The sequence below is a fragment of the Methylobacterium soli genome, from assembly GCF_008806385.1.
Classification (GTDB): domain Bacteria; phylum Pseudomonadota; class Alphaproteobacteria; order Rhizobiales; family Beijerinckiaceae; genus Methylobacterium; species Methylobacterium soli.
The window spans coordinates 204008-219912 of sequence record NZ_VZZK01000001.1 but is presented as its reverse complement, the minus strand read 5'-3'; the positions used below and the strand labels follow the sequence as shown (position 1 = coordinate 219912).

17 protein-coding genes are annotated in these 15905 nt (G+C 70.7%); 13 read left to right on the top strand and 4 right to left on the bottom strand.

Going from position 1 to position 15905, the window contains the following annotated elements:
* Window positions 1–50 precede the first annotated feature (50 nt).
* The gene (locus F6X53_RS01000; RefSeq protein ID WP_150996707.1) at window positions 51–854 is read right to left on the bottom strand and encodes an undecaprenyl-diphosphate phosphatase; all 804 of its coding nucleotides are present in this window, start codon (window positions 852–854) and stop codon (window positions 51–53) included.
* Between the two features lie 251 nt (window positions 855–1105).
* Between F6X53_RS01000 and F6X53_RS00995 the strand changes: the two genes are divergently transcribed.
* Genes F6X53_RS00995 through F6X53_RS00985 form a run of 3 tightly spaced genes read left to right on the top strand, consistent with a single transcriptional unit; the run spans window position 1106 to window position 3836 of the window.
* Window positions 1106–1798, top strand: a complete 693-nt coding sequence (locus F6X53_RS00995; RefSeq protein WP_150996283.1) for a glutathione S-transferase family protein — start codon at window positions 1106–1108, stop codon at window positions 1796–1798.
* A 26-nt stretch (window positions 1799–1824) separates the two neighbouring features.
* Window positions 1825–2970, top strand: a complete 1146-nt coding sequence (gene queG, locus F6X53_RS00990) for a tRNA epoxyqueuosine(34) reductase QueG (RefSeq protein ID WP_150996705.1) — start codon at window positions 1825–1827, stop codon at window positions 2968–2970.
* Entirely contained in the window at window positions 2967–3836 is an 870-nt protein-coding gene (locus F6X53_RS00985; RefSeq protein ID WP_150996282.1) for an SDR family oxidoreductase, read from the top strand. Before queG ends, F6X53_RS00985 begins: the two co-directional genes overlap by 4 nt.
* On the opposite strand, the gene F6X53_RS00980 is transcribed toward F6X53_RS00985, so the two are convergent.
* From F6X53_RS00980 to F6X53_RS00970, 3 genes are all read right to left on the bottom strand, one after another.
* Window positions 3837–4970 carry an acyltransferase family protein gene (locus tag F6X53_RS00980; RefSeq protein WP_191970647.1) on the bottom strand — a complete coding sequence of 378 codons (1134 nt, stop codon included), beginning with the start codon at window positions 4968–4970 and terminating at the stop codon, window positions 3837–3839.
* Window positions 4971–5406: 436 nt separating this feature from the next.
* Window positions 5407–6423, bottom strand: a complete 1017-nt coding sequence (gene olsB / locus F6X53_RS00975; protein WP_150996278.1) for a l-ornithine N(alpha)-acyltransferase — start codon at window positions 6421–6423, stop codon at window positions 5407–5409.
* Between the two features lie 240 nt (window positions 6424–6663).
* Window positions 6664–7050 (bottom strand): DUF2267 domain-containing protein, encoded by a 387-nt coding sequence (locus tag F6X53_RS00970; protein WP_150996276.1) that lies wholly within the window; start codon window positions 7048–7050, stop codon window positions 6664–6666.
* A 137-nt stretch (window positions 7051–7187) separates the two neighbouring features.
* Here F6X53_RS00970 and F6X53_RS00965 point away from each other — a divergent pair, with 137 nt between their 5' ends.
* The 10 genes from F6X53_RS00965 (at window position 7188) to rlmH (ending at window position 15904) form a co-directional block, all read left to right on the top strand.
* Window positions 7188–8729 (top strand): helicase HerA-like domain-containing protein, encoded by a 1542-nt coding sequence (locus F6X53_RS00965; protein WP_150996274.1) that lies wholly within the window; start codon window positions 7188–7190, stop codon window positions 8727–8729.
* 189 nt (window positions 8730–8918) lie between these two features.
* Window positions 8919–9254: a 50S ribosomal protein L21 gene (gene rplU / locus F6X53_RS00960; protein WP_150996272.1), complete on the top strand. Its 336-nt coding sequence runs from the start codon at window positions 8919–8921 to the stop codon at window positions 9252–9254.
* A gap of 47 nt (window positions 9255–9301) precedes the next feature.
* Window positions 9302–9568, top strand: coding sequence for a 50S ribosomal protein L27 (gene rpmA, locus F6X53_RS00955; protein ID WP_150996270.1), 267 nt, complete (start codon window positions 9302–9304; stop codon window positions 9566–9568).
* Window positions 9569–9763: 195 nt separating this feature from the next.
* On the top strand, window positions 9764–10387 hold the full coding sequence (locus F6X53_RS00950) for a GNAT family N-acetyltransferase (protein ID WP_150996268.1): 624 nt from the start codon (window positions 9764–9766) through the stop codon (window positions 10385–10387).
* 99 nt (window positions 10388–10486) lie between these two features.
* Window positions 10487–11524, top strand: coding sequence for a GTPase ObgE (gene obgE, locus F6X53_RS00945; RefSeq protein WP_150996266.1), 1038 nt, complete (start codon window positions 10487–10489; stop codon window positions 11522–11524).
* A gap of 154 nt (window positions 11525–11678) precedes the next feature.
* Window positions 11679–12800: a glutamate 5-kinase gene (proB, locus tag F6X53_RS00940; RefSeq protein WP_150996264.1), complete on the top strand. Its 1122-nt coding sequence runs from the start codon at window positions 11679–11681 to the stop codon at window positions 12798–12800.
* A gap of 105 nt (window positions 12801–12905) precedes the next feature.
* Window positions 12906–14204: a glutamate-5-semialdehyde dehydrogenase gene (locus tag F6X53_RS00935; protein WP_150996703.1), complete on the top strand. Its 1299-nt coding sequence runs from the start codon at window positions 12906–12908 to the stop codon at window positions 14202–14204.
* 47 nt (window positions 14205–14251) lie between these two features.
* A complete protein-coding gene (locus tag F6X53_RS00930; protein WP_150996262.1) occupies window positions 14252–14926 on the top strand; it encodes a nicotinate-nucleotide adenylyltransferase in 675 nt (224 codons plus the stop codon).
* 18 nt (window positions 14927–14944) lie between these two features.
* Window positions 14945–15394 carry a ribosome silencing factor gene (gene rsfS / locus F6X53_RS00925; protein WP_238296252.1) on the top strand — a complete coding sequence of 150 codons (450 nt, stop codon included), beginning with the start codon at window positions 14945–14947 and terminating at the stop codon, window positions 15392–15394.
* Between the two features lie 9 nt (window positions 15395–15403).
* Window positions 15404–15904, top strand: coding sequence for a 23S rRNA (pseudouridine(1915)-N(3))-methyltransferase RlmH (rlmH, locus tag F6X53_RS00920; protein WP_150996260.1), 501 nt, complete (start codon window positions 15404–15406; stop codon window positions 15902–15904).
* Window position 15905 lies beyond the last annotated feature (1 nt).

Below are 15905 nucleotides of genomic sequence, written 5' to 3'. Positions count from 1 at the left end.
CAATCGCCTTAAAAGCCGGGATGCGCGCTCGGTCCCCGGCCGCTTGGCGCTCAGCCGAAGATGATCAGGCCGGCAAAGCCCAGCGACCCGACGATGATGCGCCACCACGCGAACAGCCAGAATCCGTGGCGGGAGACGTAGTCGAGAACCGTCCGGACGACGATCAGGGCGGAGAAGAACGCCACGATGAAGCCGATCACGATCAGGCCGAAATCATCGGCGGAGAGGTTCTTGTAATTGTCGAGGAGATCCTTGGCGAAGGCACCCGCCATGGTGGGCATCGCGAGATAGAACGAGAACTCGGTGGCCGAGCGCTTGTCGGCGCCCATCAGCATCGCGCCCACGATGGTGGCGCCCGAGCGCGAGACGCCCGGGATCATCGCCAGGCACTGGAAGATGCCGATCTTGAGATCCATCGGCAGGGTGAAGTCGTAGACGTCCCGCTTCTTCACCTCGAGCTCGGTGTCGTCGAGGACGAGGAGCACGAGGCCGCCGGCCACCAGCGTCGCGCAGACGATCCAGGGATTGAAGAGATAGGCCTTGATCATCTTCGAGAAGATGCCGCCGATGATCGCGGCCGGCAGGAACGCGACCAGGATGCCGAGGACGAAGCGGCGCGCCTTGGGGTCGCTCGGCAGCGCCAGGGCAATGCCGAGCAGGCGCCGGAAATAGACCGCCAGGATCGCCAGGATGGCGCCGAGCTGGATCAGCACCTCGAAGGTGTTGTTCGGCGAGTGGAAGCCGATGAAGTGCCCGACGAGGAGCTGGTGCCCCGTGGAGGAGACCGGGATGAACTCGGTGGCGCCCTCGACCACGGCGAGCACGACCGCCTTCGCGATGCTCATCGCATCCATCATTGAGCCTGCCTCGAAATTCGGGTCGCGCCGCCCTTGGGGTGCCGGGCTTGCGGAGGGACGACACAGCGCGGATGCGCACGCGGCGGCAGGGTTGGCCGATCACGGTTGACGGGCGGTTACCGACACGCGCTCAGCGTGTTAATGAGGCGGCAACGATCGAGCAATAACGGTAATCCCGCGCTCGGTCCCGAAGGGGCCCTCGCAAGGCGCGTCCCGCCGGTAGATTCCCCCGTCCGCTCACGGCCTCGATGGCGACGCTTCACCACTCACCCTTCTGCCCCCAATCCCGCTTCATCCGCCTCGTGCTCGCCGAGATGGGCATGGAGCCGATCCTCGTGGAGGAACGGACCTGGGAGCGGCGCGACGAGTTCCTGCTGCTCAACCCGGCCGGCACCACGCCGGTCCTGGTCGAGCAGAGCGGGCTGGCCGTGCCGGGCTCGGGCATCATCGCGGAATATCTCGACGAGACCCGGGGCCTCGGCCTCAGCGGCCGCCGCCTCCTGCCCGACACCACGGCGGAGCGGGTCGAGGTGCGCCGCCTCCTCGACTGGTTCCTGGTGAAGTTCGATGCCGAGGTGACGGGCTACCTCGTCATGGAGAAGATCAGCAAGCGGTTCATGAACAGTTCCGACGGGGGCGGCCCGCCGGACATGAACGCGATCCGGGCCGCGCGGATCAACGTGCGCTATCACCTCAAATATATCGGCTACCTGATGGGCCGCCGCCGCTGGATCGCGGGCGACCATCTGACCTATGCGGATCTCGCCGCCGCTGCCCATCTGAGCTGCGTGGATTATCTCGGCGACGTGCCATGGGACGAGGACGAGACGGCACGGGACTGGTACGCGCGGGTGAAGTCGCGCCCGTCCTTCCGGGCGCTCCTGGCGGACCGGGTGCCGGGCATGGCGCCGGCCGAGCATTACGCGGACCTGGATTTCTGAAACGCACGATCCATCACGGGGACGCGCTGCGCCGCCTGGTCGAGGCGCGCGCGCGCCATCTCGGCTTCGACGCGGTCCGGGTGACCCGTCCCGAGGCCCTGTCGAACCTGCCCGAGCGCCTGTCGGCCTGGCTCTCCTCGGGCGCCCAGGGCGAGATGGCGTGGATGGCCGAGCGCTCCGACCAGCGCGCCGACCCCCGGGCCCTCTGGCCGGAGGTCCGCAGCATCATCATGCTGGGCATGAATTACGGACCCGAGAGCGATCCCCTCGATCTCCTGGCCCGGCGCGAGCGCGGCGCCATCGCGGCCTACGCGCAGCGGCGCGACTATCACGAAGTGATCAAGGGCAAGCTGAAGGAGCTCGGCGGCTATCTCTCCGCCAAGGGGGATGTGCGGGTGAAGGTGTTCGTGGACACCGCCCCGGTGATGGAGAAGCCCCTGGCCGCCGCCGCCGGGCTCGGCTGGCAGGGCAAGCATACCGTCCTGATCTCGCGCGAGCTCGGGAACTGGCTGCTGCTCGGCGCCATCTACACCTCGGCCGATCTGGCGCCGGACGCGCCCGAGATCGACCATTGCGGCTCCTGCCGCCGCTGCCTCGACGCCTGCCCGACGAACGCCTTCCCGGCGCCCTACCAACTCGATGCGCGCCGCTGCATCTCCTACCTGACGATCGAGCATGCGGGGCCGATCCCGGCGGAATTCCGCGCCCCGATGGGCAACCGCATCTTCGGCTGCGACGATTGCCTCGCCGTCTGCCCCTGGAACAAGTTCGCCGAGACCGCGCGCGAGGCCCGCCTCGCCGCCCAGGCGGACCTCGCGGCGCCGCCCCTCGCGGAACTGGTCCGCCTCGACGAGGCGGCCTTCCGCCAGCGTTTTTCCGGCACGCCGATCAAGCGGACCGGGCGGGACAGGTTCCTGCGCAATGTCCTGATCGCCATCGGGAACTCGGGCGAGCCCGGCCTCGTGCCGGAGGCCGAGCGCTGCCTTGCCGATGCGAGCCCCCTCGTGCGCGCCATGGCGGTCTGGGCCTGCGGGCGGCTTTCGGGGCGCTCCGCCTGTTCGGGTCTTTTCAAGCGTTTCGGCCTGGGCGAAACGGATGCGCAGGTGCTGGCCGAGTGGGACGCCGTCCTCGGCGAGGGCCGCACCGGCCGCGGGGAGGCAGAACGTCCATGAACCTTTTCGTCTTCGGACTCGGCTTCTCGGCGCGCCGCTTCGTCGAGCGCGAGGGCGCTCGCTTCGGACGCATCAGCGGAACCGTAACGGAGCCCGAGAAGGCCCGCGCCCTCTCGGCCGGATCGTCTCACCGCGTTTATGCCTTTGGCCCCGAGGCGGACGACCCGCGCATCGCCGCCGACCTTGCCGAGGCCGACGCGCTGCTGATCTCGGCGCCGCCCGGGCGCGACGGCGACACCGTGCTGGCGCGCTACGAGGCGACGATCCGGAACAGCCGAATCCGCTGGATCGGCTATCTCTCGACCATCGGGGTCTACGGCGACCAGGGCGGGGCCTGGATCGACGAGACCACGGAGGCCACCCCGCGCAGCGAGCGCTCGCGCAGCCGCCTCGCCGTGGAGCGGGCCTGGCTCCGGCTCGGCGCCGAGACCGGCAGGGCCGTGCAGGTGTTCCGGCTGTCCGGCATCTACGGGCCCGGCCGCAACCCCTTCGTGAAGCTGCGCGAGGGCAAGGCGCAGCGCATCATCAAACGCGATCAGGTCTTCAATCGGATCCACGTGGATGACATCGCCACGACGCTCGCGGCCTCCCTCGACCGGCCGCGCAACGGGGCCGTCTACAACGTCACCGACGACGAGCCGGCCCCGCCCCAGGTCGTGACCGAGCATGCGGCCGATCTCGCCGGGCTGCCGCTGCCGCCGGCGGTCGATTTCGAGACCGCCGAACTCAGCCCGATGGCGCGCAGCTTCTACGGCGAGAACAAGCGGGTGCGGAACCGGCTGATCCGCGAGGAGCTCGGGGTGAGGCTGGCCTATCCGACCTTTCGCGAGGGCCTGGCCGCCCTCGTCGACGACGCGCGGGGCTGATCAAGCGGAGGGCGCGGCCTGGACGGCCGGGCGCGGCCCGAGCCCGGTCGCGGCGAGGAGCCGGAACAGGATCCGACGGAACAGGCGCGGGCGCTCGACCACGAGGGCCGCCGCGTAGGAGCAGCCTTCCGCGACCGCGAGGGCGAGCACGAGGGTGGCCAAAGTCCCGCCGAGGCCGGGCGCCAGCCCGAAATGGGCGCGCAGCGAGAAGACCAGCGTCATCACCGGCACGTGGATCACGTAGAGCGTGTAGGAGAAGGCCGCCGCCCAGCTGCAGCGGGCGGAGGCCCGCGCGGCCAGCCCGTCGCCGATGGCGAGGCCGAGGAGACAGAGCGCCACCGGCAGGCCGAGGAGGGCCTGATAGGTGAGGAACAGGCCCCCCTCGCTCATGGCATCGATGAAGCCGGGCTGCCCGACGAAGAGCAGCGGCGCCGCGAGCAGGCCGAGGGTCGCCGGGCCGAGCCAGGGTCGGCCGGCGAGGATTCGGACGCGGTCCCGGCCGCCGAGCAGCGCGGCGGCGGCGCCGGCGCTGAACAGCGCCAGCGATTGCAGGTAGAAGAACCGGTCCGCCGTGACGGTCACGAGACCGATGACCGCGATCCCGCCGAGGAGGCGCCGGGCCCCGCGCCCCGCGAAGGCGAGGGCCGCGCAGGCCGCGACGGCGTAGAGATAGACCTCCTGCCGCAGCGACCACAGCGCCCGGTCGATCACGAAGGTGGCGTCGCCCGGCGCGAAGGTCAGGGTGATGCCGCGCAGGAACGCGATGGCGTCGAGCCGATAGGCGTCGCCGGTCTTGGTCAGCAGCGCGAGCCCGTTCTGCCCGAGCCAGCCCACCGCGAAGGTGACGAGGATCGCCAGGACGAGCGGCGGCCAGATCCGGGCGAGGCGATGCACCGCGTAAGCCACGCCGAAGCGGCTGCCGTCGCTGGCGACGAGGCGGCTGAGGCTCGTGGCGATCACGAATCCGGAGAGCGAGAAGAACACCATCACGGCGAGGCGCCCGAACCACTCGGCCGCGGCGGCGCCGGGGCTGTGCACGGGGAAGAACGCCATGCCGAGGCCGTGGCTCACCAGCACGACCTGCGCCGCGAGCGCCCGCACCCCGTCCAGGGCCTCATACCGATAGCCACGCATCGCGCCGACTCCGTCATGGGCGCCCCTCGCCCGACCCTGACCATCCGGGCGATGCCCCGCGAATGCGGCGGCAGCGCGACCGGAGGCGCGATCGGCGGTGCCCGTCACCGCCCCGGCGTGCCGCGGCGTCCGGGGCCGGATCGCGCCAGGGCCCGCGGGGGCATCGACCGGTTTCGGACCCTCGCAGGCCAGGCCTTCTTTGCTCTGGCGGTCTCGCGAATTTTTGGAATGATGAGCGCGCGTCAGGCAGCGCGCCGCGTCGCGGATCGGTTGTCCCGGGAGCCGCCGGCCCATGCGCGATCGCCGCTCCTGGTTTCTCGTCGGCGCCTATCTGTGCGTCGCGGCCGCCATGATGCTCCTCCTCTCGACCATTTTCTGGCTCTGAGCGCTCAGGATCGCCATCCGGGTTGGGTTCGGGCCGCGCCGCCGCTGCCGCTCAGGCGGCGTGCCGGTTGGCCGCCGGCCCGAAATGCCCGAGGTAGCGTGCCGCGATCGCCGTGACGGGCAGCACCACGAACACGTCGGTGGTGCCGAATTGCCGATCGATGACCGCGCCGTCCCCGAAGGTCGCGCCGACCCGCAGGTAGCCCTTGATCAGCGGCGGGAGCGCCTGCAACGCCGCTTTGGGGTCGATCGCCTCGCGGGAGAGGCGGTCCATCGGCACGTAGCGCTCCGGCAGGGCCCGGGCGCGCCACGCCTCGGGGGCGCGGGCATGATGATGCAGGAAGCTCAACGGCAGGGCGAGGCGATCCGGGTCGGTGCCTTCGAGGCTGGCGCAGCCGAGCAGGGCATCGATCCGGTGGTGCAGCACGTAGGCGTAGATGCCGTGCCAGAGGAGCTCCACCGTGCGCTTGGTCCGGTAGGGCTTGAGCACGCAGGAGCGGCCGAGTTCGAGCAGGCGCTTGCCCGGATTGGCTGCGAGCAGGGGCGCGATGTCGTACTCGCCCGCGGTGTAGAAGCCGAAATGGCGGTCGGCCGCGTCCTGCCGCAGCAGCCGATAGGTCCCGACGACCTTCGGGCGCGGCTTGCGGAAAGGCTTCGCCTCGGCAGCGTGGTCGATGACCAGGAGGTGGTCGCAGACCGCGTCGTAATCGTCGACGTCCCGGCGCGAGAGCATCGCCATCCCGGAGGGAATCGCCGACATCTCCTCGTAGAACACCCGGAAGCGCAGGCGCTGCGCCCGGCGGATCTCGGATTTGCGGGTGGCGAGCCGCACCTCGAGGCTGCCGATCCGCCCGAGGCTCGGGTCGAGACCGGGCGTCGCCAGGGGCGCCTTGAAACGCTCGCCGAAGCGGATCGGCGTCGCGCCGGGCGGGACCAGGCTGCGGCCTCCGAAACCGGGCAGCCCCGCCTCGAAGGTCCGTCGCCTCAGGCGGGTGATCGGGCCGTGGATGCCCTTCTCCCAGCCGCTCAGCCACGCCGCGGAAGCGCCTCGGGCGAAATTCGCCACCATGGTTCAGCCTGCCCTTGGGGGCACGGAGCGCATCCCCTCGGGATGGCCGGCCCCGCGCCTCGCGACGCGACAACACCACGAAGCGCGCACGCTTTTATGACACAGGAAGGCGCGGCGCATCAGGGACTTGCGCGCCGCCGAGGGGGAGCCCGGCGGCGGCGGCGCAATCATAGCCGCCGAAGGGTTGCGACCCCGGCGCGGTTCCTCCCGCGGCCGGGAGCGCTGCGGCGTCCGCCGCTCTCAGACGAACTGGTTCAGGCCCGGGATCGAGCCGACGATCGGACCCATGACGTCCTCGCCCGCCTTCTCGCGGCCATAGGCGAAGAGTTCCTGCCCGAGGGGCTGCATCTGGCCCATCGGCACCCCGGCCGACATCAGCTTCTGGCCGAGCGCCATGACGCCGCCGCCCATCATGCCGCCGAGCATGCCCATCAGGCCGCCGCCGCCCTCGCCGTCATTGGCCTGCGCGATCAGGGTCTCGGAGCCCGGCATCGCCGCCAGGAGCTGGCTCACCTCGGTGGCGGGCCCGTCCTTCTGCAGGAAGGCGAGGATGTGGCCGATCGCGGTCTGCGCCGTCGCGGCGTCGAGGCCGGTCCGGTTGGTGACGCGGGCAATCAATTCTTCCATCGTGACAGGCTCCTGAGGGGTATGGCCCCGTCCTTCGGGCTTGGGCTGTGCGAAATCAAGCGTCGGCGGGGCGGCATCTGGAAAATAGGGCGCCCCGCCTGCATAACCGTAGGCACAGGCGGTGGGGTTCGATCCAGATGGCGGATGACGGCACGATTCTCGTCGGCAAGAGCTCCGGAAGCGGCGGCGGCAAGCCGGAGCAGCTGAGCCTGCGGCTCGCCAACCGGCACGGCCTCGTGGCGGGAGCCACGGGCACCGGCAAGACCGTGACCCTGCAGGTCATGGCCGAGGGCTTCTCGAATGCCGGCGTCCCGGTCTTCGCCGCCGACATCAAGGGCGACCTCTCTGGGCTCGCCGCCGCGGGCGAGGCGAAGCCCGTCTTCGTCAAGCGGGCGGAGGAGCTGGGCCTGACCTACGAGCCCGACCGCTTCCCCACCGTGTTCTGGGACCTGTTCGGCGATCAGGGCCACCCGATCCGCTGCACCGTGACCGAGATGGGCCCGCTGCTGCTGGCGCGCCTGCTCGAGCTCAACGACACCCAGGAGGGCGTGCTCAACATCGCCTTCCGGGTGGCGGACGAGAATCAATGGCCGGTCATCGACCTGAAGGACCTGCGCGCGCTCCTGGGCTTCCTGTCGGAGAACCTGAAGGAGATCTCGGGCAAGTACGGCAACGTCTCGGCCGCGAGCGTCGGGGCGATCCAGCGACAGCTCCTGATGCTGGAGAACCAGGGCGCCGACAAGTTCTTCGGCGAGCCGGCCCTGAACCTCTCGGACTTCATGCGGACAGACCGGGACGGGCGCGGCATCGTCAACGTGCTGGCCGCCGACAAGCTGATGCAGAAGCCGCGGCTCTACGCCTCGTTCCTGCTATGGATGCTCTCCGAGCTGTTCGAGGAACTGCCCGAGGTCGGCGATCTCGACAAGCCGAAGCTGGTGTTCTTCTTCGATGAGGCGCACCTGCTCTTCAACGACGCGCCGAAGGCGCTGCTCGATGCGGTCGAGCAGGTGGTGCGCCTGATCCGCTCGAAGGGCGTCGGCGTCTATTTCGTGTCGCAGAACCCCCTCGACGTGCCCGAGACCGTGCTGGGGCAGCTCGGCAACCGCGTCCAGCACGCGCTGCGCGCCTTCACCCCCCGCGACCAGCGCGCGGTGCGGTCCGCCGCCGAGACCTTCCGGCAGAATCCGGGCTTCGACGTCGCCAAGGCCATCACGGAGCTCGCCGTCGGCGAGGCGCTGGTGAGCTTCCTGGAGGCCAAGGGCACGCCGTCCGTGGTGGAGCGCGCCCTGATCGCGCCGCCGCAGGGGCGCGTCGGGCCGCTGACCCCGGCGGAGCGCGCCGCGATCATCGCCCAGAGCCCGTTGCGGGGAAAATACGACGAGGCCGTCGACAACGAGAGCGCCTACGAGATGCTCGCCAAGCGCAAGGGGCTCGACGCGGCCCCCGCGGAGGCCGCCCAGGCCTCGGAGGGCGGGCTCGGCGGACTTCTCGGCAGCCTGGGGGGCATGCTGGGCGGTGTGCTCGGCACGAAGCCCGCCGCCAAGGGCGGGCGCCGGCCGCCCCAGAGCCTGGCCGAGCAGGTGGTCTCCAACGCCGCGCGCTCCATGGCCCGCAGCGTCGGCACGCAGGTCGGCAACGCGATCCTGCGCAACGTGCTGGGCGGGTTGATGAAGCGCTGAGGGCCGGGCCGCGCTCGGATTGACAAATCGGTGGCGCTCGGCCTATCCACCGGCCACCACGCGCGGCTTCCTCGCAGAAGTCCGCGCGTTTCGCGTTTCGCCGCAGCTCGCTCTGCCGGTCGGGACGAACTGATAAAAAGCCGGCCCAGGGGCGCGCCCCGGAGGCCGATCGGAACACGAGAGAGAACGATGTTCGCAGTCATCAAGACCGGCGGCAAGCAGTACCGCGTCGCCGCCAACGACACCATCACGATCGCCACCCTCGAGGGCGAGGCCGGTTCGAGCGTCACCTTCGGCGAGGTCATGCTGTTCACGGACGGCGAGGGCGCCACCCAGGTCGGCGCGCCGCTCCTGTCCGGCATCAGCGTCACGGGCGAGATCGTCGGCCATGGCCGCGACAAGAAGGTGATCGCCTTCAAGAAGCGCCGCCGGCAGAACTCGCGCCGCAAGCGCGGCCATCGCCAGCACCACACGGTGGTGCGCATCACCGGCATCGACGCCGGCGCGAAGAGCGCGAAGGGCTGAGCCTCTAGCCGCTCGCCCCGCCCCCATTCGAATTCGGAGCAGATCCCATGGCACATAAAAAAGCAGGCGGCTCGTCCCGCAACGGCCGCGACTCGGCCGGTCAGCGCCTCGGCGTCAAGAAGTTCGGCGCGGAAGCCGTCATCGCCGGCAACATCATCGTGCGTCAGCGCGGCACCAAGTGGCATCCCGGCGTCAATGTCGGCATGGGCAAGGATCACACCCTCTTCGCCCTCACCGACGGCCGCGTACGCTTCGAGACGAAGCGCGGCCGCGCCTTCGTGGCGGTGGTGCCCCAGCAGGAAGCAGCCGAGTAAGCGGCGGACAAGCTCGACGGACGAAGGAGCTTCCCGCCGGTGTCCCACACCGAACCGGCGGATCGAAGCTCCCTTCGCGGCCCTGACACCGGGGCCCGGGTGCATACGGAACGCGGGGGAGGATGGGATGCCATCTTCCCCTTTCTTCGTCCGAAGGTCCGAGGCGGTTCTTCCGCCCGGTGATCGGAGCCGAGAATGTTCCCCGACCTGACGCGCGACGACGTCTTCCGCCTCGAGACCCGGCGGCTGTGGCTGCGCTGGCCCTGCGCGGCCGACGCGGCCGCCATCGTGGCGCTCGCCGGCGACAAGGCCGTCGCGGAGATGACCGCCCGGATCCCGCATCCCCTCGACCGCACCACCGTCGACGCCTTCATCCTCAAGGCGCGGTGGAGCAACAGCGAGGGGCGCTCGCTCGTGATGGGCATCGCGCCCCGGGGCAAGCCCCAGAGCCTGATCGGCATCGTGTCGATCGAGCCGGACCCGGGCGAGGCCGGCCCGCATCTCGGGTACTGGCTCGGCGCCCCCCACTGGGGCAACGGCCTCGTCACCGAGGCGGTCGGCGCCATGGTGGAGGCCTATTTCGCCTATACGCCGGGCCGGCTTCTCACCTCGGCGGCGCGGATCGAGAATGCGGCCTCGCGGCGCGTCCTGCAGAAATGCGGATTCGCGCATGCGGGCAGCGTGCTGGCGCCGTACCCGGCCCGGGGCTGCGACCTGCCGGTCGATCGCTTCCGCCTCGACCGGCGGATGTGGGAGCGCCGCCGCGAGAGCCAGGGCCGGGAGAGCCGGGGCCTGGACCTCGTCGCCGTGCATGCCTGACCGGCCCGATCGGATCCTGGCAATCGACGGCGCCGGGAGCCACCTTCTTCCGAGCACCCGCGTCCCCGCGCGGGTGCCGATTGCGAGACGAGCAGTACCGTGAAATTCCTCGACGAAGCCAAGGTCTACGTCCGCTCCGGCGACGGGGGCGCGGGCTGCGTGTCCTTCCGGCGCGAGAAGTTCATCGAGTTCGGCGGCCCGAATGGCGGCGATGGCGGCCGCGGCGGCGACGTCTGGGTCGAGTGCGTCGAGGGGCTGAACACCCTCATCGACTACCGCTACCAGCAGCATTTCAAGGCCCGGAAGGGCGAGCACGGCATGGGCTCGAACCGGCACGGCGCCAACGGCGCCGACGTCGTCCTGAAGGTTCCGGCCGGCACCCAGATCCTCGCCGAGGACGGCGAGACCCTGATCGCCGACATGACCAAGGTCGGGCAGCGCGTCCGTCTCGCCAAGGGCGGCAATGGCGGCTTCGGCAACGCCTACTTCACCACCTCGACGAACCGCGCCCCGAAACACGCCAATCCGGGGCTCGAGGGCTTCGAGCAGTGGATCTGGCTGCGCCTCAAGCTCATCGCCGATGCGGGCCTCGTCGGCCTGCCGAATGCCGGCAAGTCGACCTTCCTGGCGACCGTCACCGCCGCCAAGCCCAAGATCGCGGATTATCCCTTCACCACCCTGCATCCCGGCCTCGGGGTCGTGCGGGCGGATGGGCGCGAATTTGTCCTCGCCGACATCCCGGGCCTGATCGAGGGCGCGCATGAGGGCGTCGGCCTCGGCGACAAGTTCCTGGCCCATGTGGAGCGCTGCCGGGTGCTGCTGCACCTCGTCGAGGGAACGAGCGAGCATGCCGGCAAGGCCTACAAGCTCGTGCGCGGCGAGATCGAGGCCTATGGCCACGACCTCGCGAACAAGCCCGAGATCGTCGCCCTCTCGAAGGCCGACGCCCTCGACCCCGACACCCTGAAGGAGCAGGTCGCGCGGCTCAGGCGCGCCGCCAAGCGCAAGCCCCTGGTCCTGTCATCGGCCTCCGGACAGGGCGTGCAGGACGCCCTGCGCGCCGTGATGGCCGAGATGGATGCGGCGAGCGCCGAGGCCGCCGCGACCGGGGCGCCGGCGGAAGCCTGGCAGCCCTGACGCGCGGCGGGCCGGCGCGATCGGTCACGTGCGGTCGGGGCCGCCGCCTGCCCGCGAGTACCCGGCCGCCTGCGGTCCCGCTCCTGTTCAAGGCCGGCGACTTCGTGCACACCGGGGCCGAGCCCGCACACGCCATCCCGCCCCCGACGTCCCGATGATTCCCTCCCTCGAAGAATTCCGCCGCGTCGTCATCAAGGTCGGGTCGGCCCTGCTGGTCGACCGGGCCCGCGGCCGCCTGCGCCACGCCTGGCTCGCGGCGCTCGCCGAGGACATCGCCGACCTGCACGCCCGCGGCGTCGACGTGCTGGTGGTCTCCTCCGGCAGCATCGCCCTCGGCCGCACCGTGCTGGGCTTTCCGCCGGGCGCGCTCCGCCTGGAGGAGAGCCAGGCCGCCGCCTCCGTCGGGCAGATCGCGCTGGCCCGGCACTGGGCCGAGGCGCTCGGCCATCACGGCATCGTGGCGGGCCAGATCCTGGTCACGCCGCGGGACACCGAGGAGCGCCGCCGCTACCTCAACGCGCGGGCCACGATTCTGAAGCTGCTCGAGGTTCGGGCGGTGCCCGTGGTCAACGAGAACGACACGGTGGCCACCAGCGAGATCCGCTACGGCGACAACGACCGGCTCGCCGCCCGCGTCGCCACCATGATCGGCGCCGACGTGCTGGTGCTGTTCTCCGACATCGACGGCCTCTACACCGCGCCCCCCTTGACCGATCCGGAGGCCCGGCACCTGCCGGTCGTCGAGCGCATCACCCCCGAGATCGAGGCCATGGCGGGCGGCCCGGCCTCGGAGCTGTCGCGGGGCGGCATGCGCACCAAGGTCGAGGCGGCCAAGATCGCCGCGGGCGGTGGCACCCACATGATCATCGCGGACGGGCGCGAGAAGAACCCCCTGCGCACGATCGTCGAGGGCGGGCGCTGCACCTGGTTCCTGTCGGGCTCGACCCCGACCGCCGCGCGCAAGACCTGGATCGCCGGCTCCCTCGAGCCCCGCGGCAGCCTCGTGATCGATGACGGCGCGGCGCGCGCGCTCCAGGGCGGCGCGAGCCTGCTGCCGGTCGGCGTCCGCGCCATCGAGGGCAGCTTCGGCCGGGGCGACGCGGTGCTGATCCGCGATCTGCACGGGCGCACCCTCGGCCGCGGCCTCGTGGCCTATGACAGCGCCGAGGCGGCGCTCATCATCGGCCGCCCGAGCAGCCACATCGCGGACCTGCTGACCCATCCGGGCCGCTCGGAAATGGTGCACCGCGACGACATGGCGATGTTTGCAGAGTAGGGCAGCAAGACCCAATTCCGGGTTGTTCCAGGCCGTTCTGCCATGCAAAGACAGGTGCAACGTACAGGCGGCCACCAAGATGTCTGAGCCGCGAGGATCGTGACAGTGCCCGCTCTGAACCTGAAATCCGATTTCGCGGATGCCGACGATCTCGGCACCCAGATGGCCGCGATCGGCCGGCGCGCCCGGACCGCCGCCCGCCAGATGGCGCTCGCCTCGGCGCAGACCAAGGATGTCGGCCTGCGGGCCATCGCCGACCGGATCCGCGCGAGCCGCGCCGAGATCCTGCGCGAGAACGCCCGCGACGTGGCCGCCGCGCGGACTGCCGGCCAGACCAGCGCGCTGATCGACCGTCTCACCCTCGACGAGGCGCGGCTCGCCGGCATCGCCGACGCGGTGGAGAAGATCGGGGCGCTCGCCGATCCGGTCGGGCGTCAGCTCGCCGCCTTCGAGCGGCCGAACGGCCTGCTGATCGAGCGCATCGCCGTGCCGCTCGGCGTCATCGGCGTCATCTTCGAGAGCCGTCCCAACGTCACCGCCGATGCGGGCGCGCTCTGCCTCAAGGCCGGCAATGCCGCGATCCTGCGGGCGGGATCGGACAGCCACCGCAGCGCCATGGCGATCGCCAAGGCGATGAGCGAGGGGCTCGCCGAGGCGGGCCTGCCTGCCGACGCCATCCAGATCGTGCCGACGCGGGACCGCGCGGCGGTCGGCGCCATGTTGAGCGGCCTCGACGGCTGCATCGACGTGATCGTGCCGCGCGGCGGGCGCGGCCTCGTGGAGCGCGTCCAGGCCGAGGCGAAGGTGCCGGTCTTCGCCCATCTCGACGGCATCTGCCACGTCTACGTGGCGGCGGCCGCCGACCTCGCCATGGCCCGCGACGTCCTGATCAACAGCAAGCTGCGCCGGACCGGGATCTGCGGCGCGGCCGAGACGCTCCTCGTCGACCGGGCCTGCGCCGGGACGCATCTCGCGCCCCTCGTCACCGCGCTGCTGGAGGCCGGCTGCGCGGTCCGCGGCGACGGGGCGGTGCAGGCGGCCGATCCGCGCGTCACCCAAGCCACCGAGCAGGATTGGCGCACCGAGCACCTCGATGCCATCATCTCGGCCCGCGTGGTCGACGGGCTCGACGAGGCCATCACGCATATCGAGGCGAATGGCTCGCACCACACCGATGCGATCATCACCGAGGATGCGGCCGAGGCAGCCCGCTTCCTCGCGGAGGTCGATTCGGCCATCGTCACCCACAATGCCTCGACGCAATTCGCCGATGGCGGCGAGTTCGGCTTCGGCGCCGAGATCGGCATCGCGACCGGGCGGATGCATGCGCGCGGCCCAGTCGGCGTCGAGCAGCTGACGACCTTCAAGTACCGGGTGCACGGCAACGGCCAGACCCGTCCGTGAGCGCGATCGCGGGCGGGATCGCCGGCGGACCCGTCCGGACCTGAACCATGGTCTTCGCGGGCCTGCCGCCGGCGGCGCCGGGGCAGCGGATCGGGCTCTACGGCGGATCGTTCAACCCGGCCCATCGGGGCCATCGCCACGTGAGCCTGACGGCGCTGCGGCGGCTTGCCCTCGACAAGGTCTGGTGGCTCGTCACCCCGGGCAATCCATTGAAGGACCGGAGCGCGCTGGAGCCCCTTGCCGAGCGCGCCGCCCGGGCCGAGCGGGTCGCTCACGACTCACGCATCGCCGTGACCACGTTCGAGGCGAGCCTCCGGGCGCCTTACACCCGCGACACCCTGCGCTTCCTCACGGCGCGGCGCCCGGATCTGCGCTTCGTCTGGATCATGGGGGCCGACAGCCTCGCGACGTTCCACCGCTGGCGGGGATTTCGCGAGATCGCCGCCCTGATGCCGATCGCGGTGGTCGACCGGCCCGGCTTCACCCTGCGGGCGCCGAACGCGCCCGGCGCGGGCGCGATGGCAGGATCGCGCATCCGCGAAAGTGATTCGCCGGCGCTTCCCGGGAGACGGCCGCCGGCCTGGGTCTTCCTCCACGGGCCGCGTTCGCCGCTCTCCTCGACGGATCTGCGCAGGGGAAGTCCCTCAATGCATCCCGGGGATGCGGGGATGAGTGCCGCGCAGATATTGAAAATGGGCGTGGAACAATCCACTCTCTGTTGAATGCGGTGCAGGCACCGTATGTCCATTGTCATTCGAGGAACCAGGACGCTGTCCGAGACGATCCAAACGGGAACCGCTGGTTCCGACAACGCCGCCCTGGAGAGGGTCGAAGACTTGAAAGCGCTCGCGCTCGGTTGCCTCGACGAGATGAAGGCCGAGGAAACCATCGAGATCGATCTGGCAGGCAAGACCTCCATTGCCGATACGATGATCGTCACCTCGGGCCGCTCGCAGCGCCATGTGGGCGCCATTGCCGACAAGATCATCCAGGATATGAAGGCCAAGGGTTTCGGCACGGCGCGTGTCGAGGGCCTGCCGGCCTGCGACTGGGTGCTGATCGATGCCGGCGACGTGCTCGTTCATATCTTCCGGCCCGAAGTCCGCGGCTTCTACAATCTCGAGAAGATGTGGGGCGCCGACCGCCCGCTTTCGGGCGCCGATCGCCCGGCCGGTCGTCTGGCCGGCTGATACCGGGCATTGCGTCTCCTCGTTGCCGCCATCGGGCGCCTGAAACAGGGGCCCGAGCGGGATCTCGCGACGCGCTATCGCGAGCGCGCGGTTGCCCTCGGCCGCAGCCTCGGCTTCACCGCCTGCGAGGCGGTCGAGATGCCCGAGAGCCGGGCCCGGCGCGCGCCGGACCGCTGTGCCGAGGAGGCCGCCGCGCTCCTGGCGCATCTCCCGGCGAACGGGGTGCTCATCGTCTATGACGAGCGGGGACGCTCGGATCTCGCCAGCGAGCGAATCGCCGAGCGCATCGGCGCCTGGCGCGACGGCGGGCGGCCCGCCCTCGTCATCGTGATCGGCGGCGCCGACGGGCTGGACGAGGCGGTGCGCGCCCGCGCCGACCTGATCCTGTCCTTCGGGGCTGCGACACTTCCCCACGGGCTGGTGCGCGTTCTCGCCCTCGAACAGCTCTATCGCTCGCTCACCATTCTGGCGGGTCATCCCTATCACCGCGGTGGTCCGGACGGCGTTTAAC

Coding starts and splice junctions, on each gene's coding strand:
- F6X53_RS01000 (WP_150996707.1), bottom strand. CDS start 854: ATGGATGCGATGAGCATCGCGAAGGCGGTCGTGCTCGCCGTGGTCGAG.
- F6X53_RS00995 (WP_150996283.1), top strand. CDS start 1,106: ATGGCGACGCTTCACCACTCACCCTTCTGCCCCCAATCCCGCTTCATC.
- F6X53_RS00985 (WP_150996282.1), top strand. CDS start 2,967: ATGAACCTTTTCGTCTTCGGACTCGGCTTCTCGGCGCGCCGCTTCGTC.
- F6X53_RS00980 (WP_191970647.1), bottom strand. CDS start 4,970: ATGCGTGGCTATCGGTATGAGGCCCTGGACGGGGTGCGGGCGCTCGCG.
- olsB (WP_150996278.1), bottom strand. CDS start 6,423: ATGGTGGCGAATTTCGCCCGAGGCGCTTCCGCGGCGTGGCTGAGCGGC.
- F6X53_RS00970 (WP_150996276.1), bottom strand. CDS start 7,050: ATGGAAGAATTGATTGCCCGCGTCACCAACCGGACCGGCCTCGACGCC.
- F6X53_RS00965 (WP_150996274.1), top strand. CDS start 7,188: ATGGCGGATGACGGCACGATTCTCGTCGGCAAGAGCTCCGGAAGCGGC.
- rplU (WP_150996272.1), top strand. CDS start 8,919: ATGTTCGCAGTCATCAAGACCGGCGGCAAGCAGTACCGCGTCGCCGCC.
- rpmA (WP_150996270.1), top strand. CDS start 9,302: ATGGCACATAAAAAAGCAGGCGGCTCGTCCCGCAACGGCCGCGACTCG.
- F6X53_RS00950 (WP_150996268.1), top strand. CDS start 9,764: ATGTTCCCCGACCTGACGCGCGACGACGTCTTCCGCCTCGAGACCCGG.
- proB (WP_150996264.1), top strand. CDS start 11,679: ATGATTCCCTCCCTCGAAGAATTCCGCCGCGTCGTCATCAAGGTCGGG.
- F6X53_RS00930 (WP_150996262.1), top strand. CDS start 14,252: ATGGTCTTCGCGGGCCTGCCGCCGGCGGCGCCGGGGCAGCGGATCGGG.
- rsfS (WP_238296252.1), top strand. CDS start 14,945: ATGTCCATTGTCATTCGAGGAACCAGGACGCTGTCCGAGACGATCCAA.